A 16496-nucleotide genomic window follows, 5' to 3' on the forward strand; every position below is an offset into this window, starting at 1 on the left:
GCTACGCTGTGTCGCCGACGGAGCGTCAACGCACCCGGTCAACTGCACAGCGGTATTCGAGGAATAGGGCGGGCCACGGCCATGATGGGACCAGCACACTCACTGTCGGGCGCCGCCGCCTGGCTCGGCGTCGGTGCGGCCGCCGCCGCGGCCGGGCACACGATGCCCTGGCCGGTCCTGCTCGCCGGCGCGCTGATCTGCGCCGGAGCGGCACTCGCCCCGGACCTCGACCACAAGGCCGCCACCATCTCCCGGGCCTTCGGACCGCTCTCCCGCTGGCTGTGCGAGATCGTCGACAAGCTCTCCTACGCCGTCTACAAGGCCACCCGCAAGCAGGGCGACCCGCGTCGCTCCGGCGGGCACCGGACCCTCACGCACACCTGGCTGTGGGCCGTCATGATCGGCGGGGGCGCGTCGGCGCTGGCCATCACCGGTGGCCGCTGGGCGGTGCTGGCGCTGCTCTTCGTGCACATGGTGCTGGCGATCGAGGGGCTGCTGTGGCGCGCGGCCCGGGGATCCAGCAGCGATGTGCTGGTGTGGCTGCTGGCCGCCACCAGCGCCTGGATCCTCGCCGGAGTGCTGGACAAGCCGGGCAACGGCTCGGACTGGCTGTTCACCGAACCCGGTCAGCAGTACCTGTGGCTGGGGCTGCCGATCGTGCTGGGCGCGCTGGTGCACGACATCGGCGACGCGCTGACCGTCTCGGGCTGCCCGGTGCTGTGGCCCATCCCGGTCGGGCGCAAGCGCTGGTACCCGATCGGTCCGCCCAAGGCGATGCGCTTCCGGGCGGGCAGCTGGGTCGAGCTGAAGGTCCTGATGCCCGTGTTCATGGTGCTCGGCGGAGTGGGCGGGGCGGCGGCCCTCAACTACATCTGACCCTGGCGTCCGGCACCGCCGGATCAGGTCATCGCCCCGCCGTCGCCGTAGCGCCGCTCGAAGCGGGCCACCCGGCCCTCCGCGTCCACGGTCCGCGACTTTCCGGTGTAGAAGGGGTGGCTCTCGGAGGAGATCTCCACGTCCACCACCGGGTAGGTCTCCCCGTCGTCCCACTCGATGGTCCGGTCGCTGGTCGCGGTGGACCGGGTCAGGAACGCGTATCCGGCGGTCCGGTCGCGGAAGACGACCGCGTGGTAGTCGGGCTGCTTGTCCTGCTGCATGCGTGCTCCTCCAGCGGTGCGGGCGGCGGCGACCGACCGTGGACGGCCGGGTCCGCCGGGTGCGGATCAACCGGACAGGGCGTCCTCGTCGACGATGTGCATCGCGGCCTCCTCGGCGGAGGCCGCCGCGCCGTCGATACCCACGTCCGTGGCGATCAGCGCGCTCTCCTCGTCCTCGTGGACCCCCTCGTCCGGTGCCACGAGCCGGCCGGAACGCGCGGCGCCGACTTCGTTGTCGAGGAGTTCCCCGTCGGTGCCGTCGCAATCGCCGAGGCCGTCGCCGTCCGGAGCGTCGAGCTCCGGCATCTCCTCCGCGAGCCGCTGCTCCAGGCTCTCGCCCTCCCGGCGCTCGGCGGCGGTCACACCGGTGTGCTCGACAGCCCACGGGCGGTCCGGCGGGGACCAGCCGCGGTCGAGAGGATCGTCGACGCCGTCGTTCTCCAGCGTGTCCTCGGCGTCGAGCAGTCCGGCGTCGTCCTGGATGTCGGAGGAGTCGGGCTGGTAGACGTCGTCCCCCCATCCGTCGGCACTGTTCACGGGTACCTCCAGGGGGTGGCGTCCCCGTCCTCATCGCGGTCGGCGGCGGGGTGCCGCCGCACGGGGCACCGGGCGGGCGCGGGACGTTCCGTTCGGATCCCGGCCGCTTCCCGCGCGGGTGCCGCTCTCCAGCGTTCCACCCCCCGTCGGGACCGCGCAACGCCAGAGGCGACGCGGGGGCGGGAAGGGACGGTCCGGCCCCGGGTCAACGGGTCGCGGCCCGCCCCCTCCCGCCCGCGGGACGCCCGGGCCCCCGGCCGGGACCGGACTACGCGTGCCCGGGGCGGTCGGGAGCGGGTCCCGGGGGGGTGGCTCAGCCGTGCCACGACCGCCAGAGTGCCGCGTACGCGCCGTCCGCCGCGACCAGCTCGGTGTGGCTGCCCAGCTCGCTGATGCGACCGTTCTCGACGACGGCGATGACATCGGCGTCGTGGGCCGTGTGCAATCGGTGGGCGATGGCGACGACGGTACGGCCGTCCAGGACACGGGCCAGGGACCGCTCCAGGTGCCGGGCCGCACGCGGGTCGAGCAGCGAGGTCGCCTCGTCCAGCACCAGGGTGTGGGGATCGGCCAGGACCAGCCGGGCCAGCGCGATCTGCTGGGCCTGCGCCGGGGTCAGGGCCACCCCGCCGGAACCGACCTCGGTGTCGAGTCCGTCGTCCAGGGCCCGTGCCCAGCCGTCCGCGTCGACCGCGCCGAGCGCCGCCCACAGCTCCGCGTCCTCGGAGGCCGCCGCGTCCGCACCGCCCGTCGGCGTCCCGTCGCTCGGACGGAGCCGGGCGTGAGGGAGGGCGAGCCGGAGGTTGTCGCGCAGCGAACCGACGAAGACGTGGTGCTCCTGGTTGACGAGCGCCACATGGGAGCGGACCCGTTCGGCGGTCATCCGCGACAGCTCGGCCCCGCCGAGCGTGATCCGGCCGTCGCGGGGCGCGTAGATACCGGCGAGCAGCCGGCCCAGGGTGGACTTGCCGGCCCCCGACGGGCCGACCAGGGCCAGGCGGGTACCGGGGGACACCTCCAGCGTCACCTCGCGCAGCACGTCGACGCCCTTGCGGTAGCCGAAGTGGACACGGTCGGCGTGCACGTCGCGTCCGTCCGGCACCAGCCGGGTGTCCCCGCCGTCGGGCTCGATGTCACGCACTCCGACGAGGCGGGCCAGCGACACCTGGGCCACCTGGAGCTCGTCGTACCAGCGCAGGATCAGGTTCACCGGGTCGACGAGCATCTGCGCCAGCAGCGCGCCCGTCGTCAGCTGACCGACGTCGATCCAGCCCTGGAGGACGAACGCCCCGCCGAGCATGAGGACCGAGCCGAGGACCGTGACGTGCACCAGGTTGATGACGGGGAACAGCACCGACCGAAGCCACAATGTGTAGCGTTCCCAAGCAGTCCACTGCCGGATGCGCTGCTCGGAGATCGCGACGCGGCGGTCGCCGAGCCGGTGCGCCTCGACGGTGCGGCCGGCGTCCACGGTCTCGGCCAGGGCGGCGGCCACGGCCGCGTAGCCGGCGGCCTCGGAGCGGTAGCCGGCCGGCGCCCGCCTGAAGTACCAGCGGCACCCCACCACCAGCAGCGGCACGGCGACCAGGACGGCCGGCGCCAGCGGCGGCGCGGTGACGACCAGCCCGCCGAGCAGCAGCAGAGCCCACATCACGCCGATGGTCAGCTGGGGCACGGCCTCGCGCATCGCGTTGGCCAGCCGGTCGATGTCCGTCGTGATCCGGGAGAGCAGGTCGCCGGTCCCGGCACGCTCCAGCACGCCCGGTGGCAGTCGCACCGAGCGCACGAGGAAGTCCTCGCGCAGGTCCGCGAGCATCCGCTCGCCGAGCATCGCGCCGCGCAGCCGCACCTCCCGTACGAAGGCCGCCTGGACGACCAGGGCGAGTACGAACAGCGTGGCGACGAGCCCGAGGTGGAGCTCGCGCACACCGTCCGACAACCGCTCCACGAGGTCGCCGAGGAGCCACGGGCCCACCATCGAGGCGACGGTGGCGACCGTGTTCACCAGCAGCAGGAGCACGAAGGCGCGGCGATGCCGGCGCAGGAGTTCGGCCACGTAGTCGCGGACGGTCGAGGGGGCGCCGACGGGCAGCGTGTTCGCCGTCGTCGGTGCCGCCGGGTCGTACGCGGGCGGCGCCACGCCGATCATGCCGTCTCCTCGATCTCTTCTCGTTCGATCACTTCGAGCTCCTTGAGCCCCTCGAGTGCGCCGAGTTCGTCAAGTCCGGCTTCCTCCTCGGTCTCCCGGGTGACCACGGCCCGGTACCGGGGTTCGCGGCGCAGCAGTTCGCGGTGCGCGCCGACCGCGACGGCCTCGCCCTCGTGGACGAGTACCACCCGGTCGGCCCGGTCCAGCAGCAGGGGAGAGGAGGTGAACACGACGGTCGTGCGCCCCGCCCGCACCTCGCGCAGGCCTTCGGCGATCCGCGCCTCGGTGTGCGAGTCGACGGCCGAGGTGGGTTCGTCCAGGACGAGGACCTCGGGGTCCGTGATCAGGGAGCGGGCGAGGGCCAGCCGTTGCCGCTGGCCGCCGGAGAGGGACCGGCCCCGCTCGGTGAGCCGGGCGTCCAGCGGGTCGTCGGCGTCCAGCGAACCCTGGACGAGGGCGTCAAGGACGTCCCCGCACTGGGCGGCGGCCAGCGCCGTCCCCGTGTCGACCCCGCCCGAGGCGGGCACGTCGAGCAGCTCCCGCAGGGAGCCGGACAGCAGGACGGGATCCTTGTCCTGGACGAGGACCGCCGTACGGGCGCTGTCCAGCGGCAGTTCGTTCAGCGGGACTCCGCCGAGCAGTACCGACGGGCTGTCCTCCGGGGGATGCCCGCCCAGCCGCTCGGCCAGCCGGCCGGCGGCGTCCGGGTCGCCGCACACCACGGCCGTGAGCCGGGCCGCGGGTGCGAGCAGGCCGGTGGCGGGGTCGTACAGATCGCCCGAGGGGGTCTCGGCCGCGCGTGACCCGCCGATGTCGGTGACCCGTTCGAGGGAGAGCACGCGTGCGGCGCGTCGGGCCGACGGACGGGAGAAGGAGTAGGCCATCGCGATCTCCTCGAAGTGCCTGAGGGGATAGGCCAGAACCATGACGGAGCTGTAGACGGTCACCAGTTCGCCGACGCTGATGCGGCCCTCGCGGGCCAGGTGGACGCCGTAGCAGACGACGGTGATCAGCAGCAGTCCCGGCAGCAGCACCTGGACGGCGCTGATCAGCGACCACATGCGCGCGCTGCGCACCGCCGCGTGCCGGACCTCCTGCGAGGCGCTGCGGTAGCGGTCGAGGAAGAGGTCCTCGCCGCCGATCCCGCGCAGCACCCGCAGACCGGCCACGGTGTCCGAGGCGAGTTCGGTGGCGCGTCCGGCCTTCTCGCGCTGGAGGTCGGCCCGCCGGGTGGCCGGGGGCAGCAGGGGCAGCGCGGCGAACGCGACGACCGGCAGACCCACGGCGACCACGACACCCAGTGCGGGCTGGTAGACGACCAGGCCGACGCAGACCACCAGGACCGTGAGGGCCGCGGCGGTGAAGCGGGACACGGCCTCCACGAACCAGCCGATCTTCTCGACGTCACCCGTGGAGACGGACACGACCTCACCGGCCGCGACCCGCCGGGTCAGCGCGGAGCCCAGCTGTGAGGCCTTGCGGGCGAGCAGCTGCTGGACGCGGGCGGCGGCGGTGATCCAGTTGGTGACGGCGGCGCGGTGCAGGAAGGTGTCCCCGACCGCGGTGGCGGCACCGCACAGGCCCATCAGGCCGCCGGTCAGGGCCAGTCGGGTGCCGGAACGGTCCACGACGGCCTCGACGGCCAGACCGACGCAGAACGGCTGCGCCGAGACGGCGACGAAGTGCAGCAGTCCCCAGGCCAGGGCCTTGAACTGGCCGCCCAGCTGGTTTCGGCCGAGCCACCACAGGAAGCGGGGCCCCGAGCGTGCGTCGGGCACGCCCGGGTCGGGGTAAGGAAGGTCTTGGATCTGCATGACGTCCCAGTGGCTCGAGTCAGGGGATGGGAGGGAGGCAGGCGGGAGAAGGTAGGCAGGTGGGAGGGGTGGGCGGACCGGAGGGTCCGCCGGGAGCGGCAGCAAACCGTGCAAGGTTCGCGCCGGATCATGGTCACAATCAACCGGTTTTCCGTGGCGTCGGCCGGATCCGGCAGCTGTCCGACACGGCCCGGATGTCCGGAACACGGCGCCCGGGCCCGGAGGGTGGTGCGAGCATGGGCCGATGGGATCTGGGGACCGGCGGCGTCCAGGAGCGGTGACGGTGGTCTGCGGCCTCCTGCTCGTGGTTCTGTACGCGTGCGGTGGTGCGACCGTGGAGCGCGGGGGTGACGGTGCGCCCGGAGCGGGCGCCGGCACGGGCGGTGCCTCGCGGGGGACGGCGGCGGCGACGGGGCTGCCCGACGTCGGGGACCGGTTGCGGAGCCGGATCCCGGCGGTTTCGGGCCAGGTCCTGGCGGTGTACGGCGACGGGAAGGACTCCGCGAACTCCACCGTCGTGCTGTACACCAGGAGCGACGGGGGCTGGGAGCGGGTCCGCAGCTGGCGGGGTCACAACGGCAAGAAGGGCTGGACCGTCCGGCACCGGGCCGGTGACAACCGAAGCCCTGTCGGCGTGTTCACGCTCACCGACGCGGGGGGTGTCCTGGCCGATCCCGGCACCAGGCTGCCGTACACCCGGTCCGCCGCCTTCGCGGCGCCGCGCTCGTGGGCGCGGTCGCACTGGCACGACTTCGACTACGTCATCGCCATCGACTACAACCGCGTCAAGGGCGCCCCGCCCAACGACCCGACGCGGCCGCAGGGGGAGGACAAGGGCGGCGGGATCTGGCTGCACCTGGACCACGGCAGCGGCACCTCGGCCTGCGTCGGCCTGTCCAGGACGGCGATGGAGTACCTGCTGCGCACCCTCGACCCGGCCCGGCATCCCGTGGTGGTGATGGGGGACAGGGACGCGCTGCGAGCGTAGGCCGGGTCCCGGCCCCGTGGGCCGAGGCGTCATTGCGGGGAACGGCCGACTGCCCGTAGAACACCGGCCATGAGAAGCCGGATTTGCATGTCCATGCTCACCGGGGCGGTCCTCCTGGCGAGCACCGTCCTGGGGAGCGGCACGGTACGGGCGGCGCCCCTCACCTCTTCCCCGTCGCCCCCGACGGCCTCTGCCTCGGCCTCGTCCCCCTCCCCAGGGGTGCCCGCCGAGTTCGGCGGCGACTGGCACGACCCCCTCACCGCCGCGCCGCCCGTGACCAAGCCCCACACCAGGAGCTGCCGGGTCACCCTCGCCGAGGCGCAGTTCCGCGACTTCACGCCGTACCGCGGCTCGTACGTCCCGCCGGACGGCTGCGGCGACCACTGGAGCAAGGTGGTGCTGCGGCTCGACGGCAAGGTCCGCGGGCGGCAGTTCGACCGGCTCGGCCATGTCCAGGTCGGCGGGGTGGAGATCTTCCGCACGTCGACGCCCGAACCGTCGCCCGACGGGATCGAGTGGTCGGTCGAGAAGGACGTCACCCGCTACAGCGCCACCTTCCGCTCCGCCCAGGACGTGGAGATGCTCATCGGCAACGTCGTCGACGACACCTACACGGGCGTGATCGACGTCAAGGTGACGCTCACGTTCTACGCGGGTGAGGCGGCCGGCGTCCCCGACCGCGTCCTCACCCTCGACCGGGGTCCGCAGGGCACGACCCTCACCACCCCGCGCAACAGCGAACGCGTGGTCGCCGAGGTCTACGCGACCGGATCCGGCGGCGGATGCGAGGAGTACTGGTACCTGACGGTGCCCTCGGCCGCGCCCTACTCGTGCCGCGCCGGCGACGGGCCGTACCGGGAGGTGCAGGTCGAGGTCGACGGCCGACCTGCCGGGATCGCCGCCCCCTTCCCGACCGTGTGGACCGGTGGCCTGGGCAACCCCTTCCTCTGGTACGTGGTCCCCGGGCCCCGTGCCTTCGACATCAAGCCGATCGAGTACGACCTGACGCCGTTCGCGGGGTTGTTCAACGACGGCCGCGCGCACCGGGTCGAGGTGTCGGTCGTCGGCGTGCCCGAGGGGCAGAGCGGCTGGAGCACGCCGGTCGACGTGCTCGTCTGGCAGGATCCCGGCAAGGCCGTCGTCGGCGGCGGGCTCCTCGCGCACGACGCGGGCGAGCTGACCGACTCGGCCACCTACACGCCCGGCGCCGAGCACCGCGTCGACACGACGGGCGGCCACCGCCTGACGGTCGCCGGGTACCTCGACACCTCGCACGGACGGGTGCGGACCACCGTGACGCGCACCCTCGCGAACACCTCCGCGCACCGCTGGACCGACGGCGAGAGCGTGGACGGTCTCGACGCCTCCTGGACGGACGACGAGTCCGTCACCGTCGACGGCCGCCGGACGTCGCTGACGACGCGCATCAGCCGGACCTACACCATGAACGGCACCACCACCCTGGGCGCGGACGACCGGCTGCGGACCGTGCTGACGCTGGGGGACCGGGCCGACGCCGTGACGCGGCGGGACGGACGTTTGGTGTCCTGGTCGCGGCTCGACGACACGTATGCCGGTGACGCCACCTTCATCGTCGGCGTACCCCGGGACCAGCGCCACGCCGTCGGCACGACGAGCGAGCGCTACCGGTCGTACGGCCCGGACGGCTGCTACGACCGTCGGCTGGCCACCGCACAGGGGGTGCTGACCGAGAACCGCCGGCGCTGCTGACCCCTGGGCCCGGCTCCCGCCTCCGGGGCGGCTCCCGCCTCCGGCGGGGCCCCGGTCGCCGGGGCCGCTGAGGGCGGGCGCGCGGCACGGTGTCCGGGCGGGGCTTCAGCAGTTGCGTCCCGGACCCGGCCCGCCGCCCTCCCCGCGCCCATGTCCGTGCCCGTGCGGGTGCGTCGGTGTGCCGTCCGGCGCTCCGCCCACCAGGGCGTCCAGCAGGCCGCTCAGCACCTCGCGCTCCAGGTCCGTCAGCGGATCGAGGATCTCCTCCGCGGCGGACATCCGCGCGCCCCGCAGCCGGCGCAGGGCCTTGTGGCCGTCCTCCGTCAGCTCGATCCGGATCACGCGCCGGTTGGCGGGGTCCGGCATGCGCCGCACCTTGCCGCCCGCCTCCAGGGCGTCGACCAGGGTCGTGACGGCCCGGGGGACCACCTCCAGGCGTTCGGCGAGGTCGGCCATGCGCGGCGGTGCGTCGCAGTGCGCCAGCGTGCGCAGCAGCCGGGCCTGGGCCGGGGTGACGCCGAGCCCGCTCCGCTCCAGATGGTGCTTCTGGATGCGGTGCACCCGGCGCGTGAGCCGCAGCAGCTGCTCGGCGAGCGCGCTGTCGGAATCGGGGGTCGTCATGGGGGAACAATATCAGGATGCAGTTCATTGTGAGTATAGGTAACAATGAGCTATGCTCCGTCTGTCCGCACCGTCTCACCCTCCGTAGGAGCCATGCCCCGCGATCACATCGACTGGTCCCCCTCGCCCGGCACCCCGACCGACCAGCCTCGGCAGGTGCGCCGCATCCTCGCGCTCTTCAAGCCCTACCGTGCCCGGCTCTCGGTCGTCGGCCTCCTGGTCGCCGCCGCCTCCCTGGTCACCGTGGCCACACCGTTCCTGCTGAAGGAGACGCTGGACGTCGCCATTCCGCAGGGACGCACCGGCCTGCTCGGACTCCTCGCCCTCGGCATGATCCTCAGTGCCGTCCTCAGCGGAGTCTTCGGCGTCCTCCAGACCCTGATCTCCACCACCGTCGGTCAGCGCGTCATGCACGACCTGCGCACGGCCGTATACGACCGCCTCCAGCGGATGTCCCTCGCCTTCTTCACGCGTACGCGCACCGGCGAGGTGCAGTCCCGCATCGCCAACGACATCGGCGGTATGCAGGCCACCGTCACCTCCACCGCCACCTCGCTGGTCTCCAACTTCACGAGCGTGGTCGCGACCGTCGTGGCGATGATCGCCCTCGACTGGCGGCTGACCGTCGTCTCGCTCCTCCTGCTGCCGGTGTTCGTGTGGATCAGCCGGCGCGTCGGCAACGAACGCAAGAAGATCACCACCCAGCGCCAGAAGCAGATGGCCGCGATGGCCGCCACGGTCACCGAGTCGCTGTCGGTCAGCGGGATCCTGCTCGGCCGCACCATGGGCCGCTCGGACTCCCTCACCCGCTCCTTCGCCGAGGAATCCGAGCAATTGGTCGACCTCGAGGTGCGGTCCAGCATGGCCGGACGCTGGCGCATGGCCGTGATCGGCATCGTCATGTCCGCCATGCCGGCCGTCATCTACTGGGCCGCGGGCATGGCCCTCCAGTTCGGTGGACCCGACGTGTCGCTCGGCACGATCGTCGCCTTCGTCTCGCTCCAGCAGGGCCTGTTCCGGCCCGCCGTCAGCCTGCTGTCGACCGGCGTGCAGATCCAGACCTCCCTGGCCCTCTTCCAGCGGATCTTCGAGTACCTGGACCTCCCCGTCGACATCACCGAACGCGCGGACCCGGTCCGCCTCGACCGGATCAAGGGCGAGGTCCGCTTCGAGGACGTCACCTTCCGGTACGAGGGCAAGGGCGGGCCCGTCCTCGACGGAATCGACATCACCGTCCCCGCCGGCACCGCCCTCGCCGTGGTCGGCCCGACGGGCGCCGGCAAGTCCACGCTGGGCTACCTGGTGCCGCGCCTGTACGACGTGACGGGCGGCCGGGTCACCCTGGACGGCGTCGACGTCCGCGACCTGGACTTCGACACCCTCGCGCGCGCGGTCGGCGTCGTCTCGCAGGAGACGTACCTCTTCCACGCCACGGTCGCCGACAACCTGCGCTTCGCCAAGCCCGACGCCACCGAAGAGGAGCTCCACGCGGCCGCGCGCGCGGCGCAGATACACGACCACATCGCCGCCCTGCCCGACGGCTACGACACGGTCGTCGGCGAGCGCGGCCACCGGTTCTCCGGTGGGGAGAAGCAACGGCTGGCCATCGCCCGCACCATCCTGCGCGATCCGCCTGTGCTGATCCTCGACGAGGCGACCAGCGCCCTGGACACCCGTACGGAACAGGCCGTCCAGGAGGCGATCGACGCGCTCTCGGCCAACCGCACCACGATCACCATCGCCCACCGGCTGTCCACCGTGCGGGGCGCCGACCAGATCGTCGTCCTCGACTCCGGGCAGGTGGCCGAACGGGGTACGCACGAGGAACTGCTGCGACAGGACGGACGGTACGCGGCGCTGGTGCGGCGTGACGCCCGCCTGGAGCCGACCAGATGAAGACATGGCACGTGATGCCGGTTTTGTGATGATCTGAGGGATACCGTGCCCGCATGCAGATGAACACACCGCCTCGGAGCGCGATTCGACTGACGCGCCGGGGCCGACTCGTCCTCATCGCGACCGGAGCCGTCGTGGCCGGCACCGCCGTGGCGGTGCCGCTGCTGAGTCTGGAGAACGCGAAGACGGAGGCCGGGCGGGCGACCCTCGTCATCCCCGAGGGGTGGCGCGCGAGCCAGGTCTTCGACGCCGTCGACAAGGCGCTCGCCCTCCCGGCGGGCACCACCAGGAACGCACTGCCGAAAGCCGCCCTGAAACTGCCGGACGACGCAGACGGGAACCCGGAGGGCTACCTCTTCCCCGCGACGTACCCGCTGGACGAGAAGGCGACGCCGCAGACCCTGCTGACCTACATGGTCGACACGGCCAACAAGCGGTTCGGCCGGGCGCCCCTCGCGGCCGGCGCGCAGCGCACCGCGATGAACGTCTACCAGACGGTCACCGTGGCCAGCATCGTGCAGGCCGAAGCCGCCGACAAGGCGGACATGGGCAAGGTGGCCCGGGTGGTGTTCAACCGGCTGGAGCGCGGCATGCCGCTACAGATGGACTCGACCGTCAACTACGGACTCAACCGCTTCACGCCGAGGACGACGGAGCGTGACACGCGTGTCGAGAGCCCCTACAACTCCTATCAGCGCATGGGGCTGCCGCCCACGCCGATCGACAACCCCGGCGAGGAGGCGATGCGCGCGGCCGTCAGCCCCACCCCGGGGGACTGGCTGTACTTCGTCACGGTCAAGCCGGGCGACACGCGCTTCACGGCCGGTTACGCCGAACACCTGCGCAACGTCGCCGAGTTCAACCGCAGCGGGGAGACCGCGAAGAGCCGGGCCGCGGCCGCCGGATGACCGGGCGGGGCATCAGACGGCGACCGGCTCCCGCGCGAGCAGCCGCCTGATGTCCCGTACGGCCGCGCGCCCGGCCCGGTTGGCGCCGATGGTGCTCGCCGACGGTCCGTAGCCGACGAGGTGGACCCGCGGATCGGCGACCGCCCGGGTGCCCTCGACCCGGATACCGCCTCCCGGCTCGCGCAGCCGCAGGGGCGCGAGGTGGTCGACGGCGGCCCGGAATCCGGTCGCCCAGAGGATCACGTCGGCGGCGACGTGCCGTCCGCCGTCCCACTCCACGCCGTCCTCGGTGATCCGGTCGAACATCGGAAGCCGGTCCAGGACCCCGTCGGCGAGCCCCCGCCGGATCGCGTCGTTGAGCGGCAGTCCCGTCACGGACACCACGCTCTTGGGCGGCAGGCCCTGTCGCACCCGCTCCTCCACCAGGGCGACCGCGGCGCGGCCCGCGTCCTCGTCGAAGGGTCCCTCGCGGAAGACGGGGGGCCGCCGTGTCACCCAGGTCGTCCCCGCCGCGTACGGCGCGATCTCGAGCAGGTGCTGTGTGGCGGACGCGCCGCCGCCCACGACGACCACCCGCAGACCGGCGAAGGCCTCGGGACCCGGATACCGCGCGGTGTGCAGCTGACGTCCGCGGAACGTCTCCTGGCCGGGGTAGCGCGGCACGAACGGCCGGTCCCAGGTGCCGGTGGCGTTGATCAGGGCCCGGGTGGACCACACCCCGTCGGAGGACTCGACGAGCAGGCGCCCGCCGGTGCCCTCCCGTACGGCCCGCACGTCGACGGGACGCCGTACGCGCAGGTCGAAGGCGCGCTCGTAGGCCTCGAAGTACTCGGGGACGACCTCGGCCGACGGCCGGTCGGGATCGGCGCCCGTCAGCTCCATCCCGGGCAGCGCGTGCATCCCGTGCACCTTGCCGTACGTGAGCGACGGCCAGCGGAACTGCCAGGCGCCTCCCGGGGCGGGGGCGTGGTCGAGCACCACGAAGTCGCGCTCGGGCTCGAAACCGGTGCGCCGCAGGTGGTGTGCGGCGGCCAGACCGGCCTGTCCGGCGCCGATGACGACCACGTCGACCTCACGCGCCTCGTCGACCCCATGCGCCTCGCCCGCGGGGTCCTCGACCTCACCCAAGTTGTTCACGGTTCTACCAACGGTGGAACGGTCGTAGATCTTCCCCGCCCGGGTGTGACGCGCCGGACGGCCGGGGCGCACTCGGGTCGGCCGGACAGGTGTGGAAGGGGGCGGATGGGTCAGGATGGGGGGATGTCAGATGCGTTCACCACCCGAGTTCTGCACATCGCCTCAGGTTCCCGGGAGAGGGTCGTCGATCTCACCGGGGAGTGCGAGTCGTTCCTGCGTGAGGTGGCCGCCGGCCGGGACGGCCTGCTGAACCTGTTCGTCCCGCACGCCACCGCGGGCATCGCGATCATCGAGACGGGCGCCGGCAGCGACGACGACCTGCTGGCCGCCCTGCACACGCTCCTTCCCGCCGACGACCGCTGGCAGCACCGCCACGGCAGCCCGGGGCACGGTCGCGACCACGTCCTGCCCGCCTTCGTCCCGCCGCACGCGACCCTGCCCGTCCTGGACGGCAGGCCGGCCCTGGGCACCTGGCAGTCGGTGTGTCTGGTCGACACCAACAAGGACAACCCGGACCGCCAGGTGCGGCTGTCGTTCCTCGGCGGGCTCTGAGGCCGGTCCTGTCAGAGCGGCTTGCGCCAGACGGAGACGTGCTTGGCGGAGTCCCCGGTGAAGGGGGTGCCGTCCCAGTCCGCGACCCTCCGTTCCAGTGCGAGGCCCGCGATCCGCGCCATCAGGTCCAGCTCGGCGGGCCAGGCGTACCGGTGGCGGGAGGCGTCACGGCGGTGGCGGCCGTCGTCGCCGTCCCGGGTGAAGTGGTGCGAAACGAGGATCTGCCCGGCCAGGTCGAAGGTGTCGAAGCCGAGATGCCGTTCGGAGACGTCGAACGGCACCGCGACCTGCCCGGGCGGCAGGAACCGCAGCGGCGGTACGCCCAGCTCGACGACGAAACGGCCGCCGGGCGCCAGGTGCCGCGCCGCGTTGCGGAAGCACTCGACCTGCTCGTCCTGGGTGAGGAGGTTGGAGAGGGTGTTGTAGACGAGGTACACGAGGGTGAACTCGCCGGGGACGACGGTCGTGGCCATGTCCCCGAGGGTGACGGGGAGCGCGTCCTCGTCGATCTTGCGCCGCAGGACCGCCGCCATGGGCTCGGAGAGCTCGATGCCCGCCACCCGCACACCGCGCCGCCGCAGCGGCACACCCACCCGGCCGGTCCCGATCGCGAACTCCAACGCCGCTCCCCCTCCGGCGAGTTCGGCGAGGAAGTCGACGGTCGGGCCGAGGACGGCGGCCGAGGACATCTCGGTCTCCTCGGCGTCGTAGCGGTCGGCGGTCGCCCGGGTCCACAGTTCGCTGCTCGTCACGGGAGGTCACTCTGCCGGGCGCCGGCGCGCCCTGTCGACGCATATTCCGCACGGCCCGGCCCGCCCGCGCCCGCCTCGCCGCCCCCGAACGTTCGCCGGGGAGTTCTCGTCGGACGCATCCTGTGTAATCTGAAAGTTAACCTTTCGCGTGTATTCAGGTTCGTACAGCCTCACGCCACCGATCCGGCGCCGTGCGGGCGAAAGGTAGTGCGGTTGTATGTGCCGTGCTAGGCTTCGTGCTAGTTGCAGTTGTGGTTCCCGAAACTTCAAGTGCCTCGACGGCCCTCTGCCGTCGGGCACTTTTGTATCTCCGGTGCTCATCCGGACGGGGTTCATTGTGGCAACGCATGGGTTCACACGGTGTGAACCCCTGGGCACTGCCCCGAAGGAGATGTGACATGGCTACTGGCACCGTCAAGTGGTTCAACTCGGAAAAGGGATTCGGCTTCATCGAGCAGGACGGCGGCGGCCCCGATGTCTTCGCCCACTACTCGAACATCGCCACCCAGGGCTTCCGTGAGCTTCAGGAAGGCCAGAAGGTGAACTTCGACGTCACGCAGGGCCAGAAGGGCCCGCAGGCGGAGAACATCACGCCCGCCTGACGCGAAGCGTAAGTGAAGCTGGGGTCCGCACCGCTCGGTGCGGACCCCAGCTTGCTGCTGTTCCGGCATTTCGCCGGAATTCCTTCAGTCTCATTTTCAGTCCAGTTCTGGGCCTGGTTCGCGGCCCGCACTCCGGCTCGTGCTTGCAATTCGTCCGGCGTATTGCCGCCGGGAATTCCTCGATGCGTGCCCCGTCGAGGAAGGTTCTCCCATGAGCCGTTCAGCTCGCACGAATGACCGTTTCGAGTTCGCCCTGCCGGTCACCGTCACCCCCGCACTTCCCGCGGTCACGTCCTTCGGTGAACTGGACATGCCCACCGAGTTGCTGGAGACGCTCACCCGGCTCGGCGTGCACGAGCCGTTCCCGATCCAGGCGGCCACCCTGCCCAACGCGCTGGCGGGCCGGGACGTCCTGGGCCGCGGGCGCACGGGCTCGGGCAAGACCCTCGCCTTCGGCCTCGCGCTGCTGGTGCGCACGGCCGGCCGGCGGGCCGAGTCCCGCAAGCCGCTCGCCCTGGTCCTCGTCCCCACCCGGGAGCTGGCCCAGCAGGTCACCGACGCGCTCACCCCGTACGCCCGGCTGCTCAAGGTGCGGCTGGCCACGGTGGTCGGCGGCATGTCGATCGGCAGGCAGGCCGGTGCGCTGCGGGCCGGCGCCGAGGTGGTCGTCGCGACCCCCGGCCGCCTCACGGATCTCGTGGAGCGCAGGGACTGCCGTCTGGACCGGGTGGGCATCACCGTCCTCGACGAGGCCGACCAGATGGCCGACATGGGCTTCATGCCGCAGGTCACCGCCCTGCTCGACCAGGTGCGCCCCGACGGCCAGCGCCTGCTCTTCTCGGCCACGCTCGACAGCAACATCGACGCCTTGGTCCGCGGCTACCTCCACGACCCGGTGGTCCACTCGGTCGACCCGTCCGCCGGCGCGGTCACCACGATGGAGCACCACGTGCTCCAGGTGCACGGCGCCGACAAGTACGCCACCGCCACCGAGATCGCCGCCCGCGACGGCCGCGTGCTGATGTTCCTGGACACCAAGCACGCCGTCGACCAGTTCACCCGGCACTTGCAGGGCAGTGGAGTCAGGGCCGCCGCGCTGCACGGCGGGAAGTCGCAGCCCCAGCGCAACCACACCCTGGGCCGGTTCAAGGACGGCCAGGTGAGCGTGCTGGTGGCGACCAACGTCGCGGCCCGCGGTCTGCACATCGACGACCTCGACCTCGTCGTCAACGTCGATCCGCCCGCCGACCACAAGGACTACCTGCACCGCGGCGGCCGGACGGCCCGGGCCGGCGAGTCCGGCAGGGTCGTCACCCTCGTGCTGCCCAACCAGCGCCGGGACATGGCCCGGCTGCTGTCCGAGGCGGGCATCAGGGCGAACATCACACAGGTCCGCTCGGGTGAGGCCGAGCTCAGCCGGATCACCGGCGCCCAGGCTCCCTCGGGCGTCCCCGTCGCGGGCGCCGCACCCGCCGCCACGGAGGGCCCCAAGCGCGGCGGCGCCCCCTTCCGCGGCATGGGAACCCGCCCCGGCCGGCCGGGCCGCGGGGGCGAGTCCCGCAAGGCCGCCGAGGCGCGCCGGACCGCCGAGGCCCGCGCCGCGGCCCGGGTACGCCGGGGAGCCTAGGCGCTCGCACCGCGGGGGACGACCG

Annotated in this window: 15 protein-coding genes; 8 read left to right on the top strand and 7 right to left on the bottom strand. The window is 72.4% G+C overall.

Features of this window, described 5'->3' with window-relative positions:
• Positions 1–81: 81 nt before the first annotated feature.
• A complete protein-coding gene (locus tag Saso_RS08030) occupies positions 82–876 on the top strand; it encodes a metal-dependent hydrolase (protein ID WP_189922765.1) in 795 nt (264 codons plus the stop codon).
• A gap of 23 nt (positions 877–899) precedes the next feature.
• Here Saso_RS08030 and Saso_RS08035 read toward each other — a convergent pair whose 3' ends face one another.
• From Saso_RS08035 to Saso_RS08050, 4 genes are all read right to left on the bottom strand, one after another.
• Entirely contained in the window at positions 900–1157 is a 258-nt protein-coding gene (locus Saso_RS08035) for a type B 50S ribosomal protein L31 (RefSeq protein WP_189922763.1), read from the bottom strand.
• Between the two features lie 66 nt (positions 1158–1223).
• Positions 1224–1694, bottom strand: coding sequence for a DUF5709 domain-containing protein (locus Saso_RS08040; protein WP_189922761.1), 471 nt, complete (start codon positions 1692–1694; stop codon positions 1224–1226).
• A gap of 313 nt (positions 1695–2007) precedes the next feature.
• The gene (locus Saso_RS08045) at positions 2008–3843 is read right to left on the bottom strand and encodes an ABC transporter ATP-binding protein (protein WP_189922759.1); all 1836 of its coding nucleotides are present in this window, start codon (positions 3841–3843) and stop codon (positions 2008–2010) included.
• Complete coding sequence (locus Saso_RS08050; protein WP_189922757.1) at positions 3840–5657, bottom strand: ABC transporter transmembrane domain-containing protein; 1818 nt, start codon at positions 5655–5657, stop codon at positions 3840–3842. Before Saso_RS08050 ends, Saso_RS08045 begins: the two co-directional genes overlap by 4 nt.
• 244 nt (positions 5658–5901) lie before the next feature.
• On the opposite strand from Saso_RS08050, the gene Saso_RS08055 reads away from it, so the two are divergent.
• Together Saso_RS08055 and Saso_RS08060 are read left to right on the top strand one after the other, a co-directional pair.
• On the top strand, positions 5902–6645 hold the full coding sequence (locus Saso_RS08055) for a L,D-transpeptidase family protein (protein WP_189922755.1): 744 nt from the start codon (positions 5902–5904) through the stop codon (positions 6643–6645).
• A 69-nt stretch (positions 6646–6714) separates the two neighbouring features.
• Positions 6715–8376: a peptide-N4-asparagine amidase gene (locus Saso_RS08060; protein ID WP_307822207.1), complete on the top strand. Its 1662-nt coding sequence runs from the start codon at positions 6715–6717 to the stop codon at positions 8374–8376.
• Between the two features lie 105 nt (positions 8377–8481).
• Here Saso_RS08060 and Saso_RS08065 read toward each other — a convergent pair whose 3' ends face one another.
• Positions 8482–8997 carry a MarR family winged helix-turn-helix transcriptional regulator gene (locus Saso_RS08065; protein ID WP_189922751.1) on the bottom strand — a complete coding sequence of 172 codons (516 nt, stop codon included), beginning with the start codon at positions 8995–8997 and terminating at the stop codon, positions 8482–8484.
• A 93-nt stretch (positions 8998–9090) separates the two neighbouring features.
• Here Saso_RS08065 and Saso_RS08070 point away from each other — a divergent pair, with 93 nt between their 5' ends.
• Both Saso_RS08070 and mltG read left to right on the top strand, forming a co-directional pair.
• Positions 9091–10893: an ABC transporter ATP-binding protein gene (locus Saso_RS08070; RefSeq protein ID WP_189922749.1), complete on the top strand. Its 1803-nt coding sequence runs from the start codon at positions 9091–9093 to the stop codon at positions 10891–10893.
• 53 nt (positions 10894–10946) lie between these two features.
• Positions 10947–11801 carry an endolytic transglycosylase MltG gene (gene mltG / locus Saso_RS08075; RefSeq protein ID WP_189922747.1) on the top strand — a complete coding sequence of 285 codons (855 nt, stop codon included), beginning with the start codon at positions 10947–10949 and terminating at the stop codon, positions 11799–11801.
• Positions 11802–11813: 12 nt separating this feature from the next.
• Here the strand turns inward: mltG and Saso_RS08080 are convergent, their stop codons facing one another.
• The gene (locus Saso_RS08080) at positions 11814–12929 is read right to left on the bottom strand and encodes an NAD(P)-binding domain-containing protein (RefSeq protein ID WP_189922867.1); all 1116 of its coding nucleotides are present in this window, start codon (positions 12927–12929) and stop codon (positions 11814–11816) included.
• A gap of 132 nt (positions 12930–13061) precedes the next feature.
• Here Saso_RS08080 and Saso_RS08085 point away from each other — a divergent pair, with 132 nt between their 5' ends.
• Complete coding sequence (locus tag Saso_RS08085) at positions 13062–13490, top strand: YjbQ family protein (protein WP_189922745.1); 429 nt, start codon at positions 13062–13064, stop codon at positions 13488–13490.
• Between the two features lie 11 nt (positions 13491–13501).
• On the opposite strand, the gene Saso_RS08090 is transcribed toward Saso_RS08085, so the two are convergent.
• Positions 13502–14242, bottom strand: a complete 741-nt coding sequence (locus Saso_RS08090; protein ID WP_189922744.1) for a class I SAM-dependent DNA methyltransferase — start codon at positions 14240–14242, stop codon at positions 13502–13504.
• 398 nt (positions 14243–14640) lie between these two features.
• On the opposite strand from Saso_RS08090, the gene Saso_RS08095 reads away from it, so the two are divergent.
• Together Saso_RS08095 and Saso_RS08100 are read left to right on the top strand one after the other, a co-directional pair.
• Positions 14641–14844 (top strand): cold-shock protein, encoded by a 204-nt coding sequence (locus Saso_RS08095; protein WP_020125862.1) that lies wholly within the window; start codon positions 14641–14643, stop codon positions 14842–14844.
• A gap of 211 nt (positions 14845–15055) precedes the next feature.
• The gene (locus Saso_RS08100; protein ID WP_189922742.1) at positions 15056–16471 is read left to right on the top strand and encodes a DEAD/DEAH box helicase; all 1416 of its coding nucleotides are present in this window, start codon (positions 15056–15058) and stop codon (positions 16469–16471) included.
• The last annotated feature ends 25 nt before the right edge of the window (positions 16472–16496 follow it).

The sequence above is a fragment of the Streptomyces asoensis genome, assembly GCF_016860545.1.
Taxonomy (GTDB): Bacteria; Actinomycetota; Actinomycetes; order Streptomycetales; family Streptomycetaceae; genus Streptomyces; species Streptomyces asoensis.

Bases quoted from the DNA above. Each gene is read 5' to 3' on its own strand.
- Saso_RS08030 (WP_189922765.1), top strand. From the start codon at position 82: ATGATGGGACCAGCACACTCACTGTCGGGCGCCGCCGCCTGGCTCGGC.
- Saso_RS08035 (WP_189922763.1), bottom strand. From the start codon at position 1,157: ATGCAGCAGGACAAGCAGCCCGACTACCACGCGGTCGTCTTCCGCGAC.
- Saso_RS08045 (WP_189922759.1), bottom strand. From the start codon at position 3,843: ATGATCGGCGTGGCGCCGCCCGCGTACGACCCGGCGGCACCGACGACG.
- Saso_RS08050 (WP_189922757.1), bottom strand. From the start codon at position 5,657: ATGCAGATCCAAGACCTTCCTTACCCCGACCCGGGCGTGCCCGACGCA.
- Saso_RS08055 (WP_189922755.1), top strand. From the start codon at position 5,902: ATGGGATCTGGGGACCGGCGGCGTCCAGGAGCGGTGACGGTGGTCTGC.
- Saso_RS08060 (WP_307822207.1), top strand. From the start codon at position 6,715: ATGAGAAGCCGGATTTGCATGTCCATGCTCACCGGGGCGGTCCTCCTG.
- Saso_RS08065 (WP_189922751.1), bottom strand. From the start codon at position 8,997: ATGACGACCCCCGATTCCGACAGCGCGCTCGCCGAGCAGCTGCTGCGG.
- Saso_RS08070 (WP_189922749.1), top strand. From the start codon at position 9,091: ATGCCCCGCGATCACATCGACTGGTCCCCCTCGCCCGGCACCCCGACC.
- mltG (WP_189922747.1), top strand. From the start codon at position 10,947: ATGCAGATGAACACACCGCCTCGGAGCGCGATTCGACTGACGCGCCGG.
- Saso_RS08085 (WP_189922745.1), top strand. From the start codon at position 13,062: ATGTCAGATGCGTTCACCACCCGAGTTCTGCACATCGCCTCAGGTTCC.
- Saso_RS08095 (WP_020125862.1), top strand. From the start codon at position 14,641: ATGGCTACTGGCACCGTCAAGTGGTTCAACTCGGAAAAGGGATTCGGC.
- Saso_RS08100 (WP_189922742.1), top strand. From the start codon at position 15,056: ATGAGCCGTTCAGCTCGCACGAATGACCGTTTCGAGTTCGCCCTGCCG.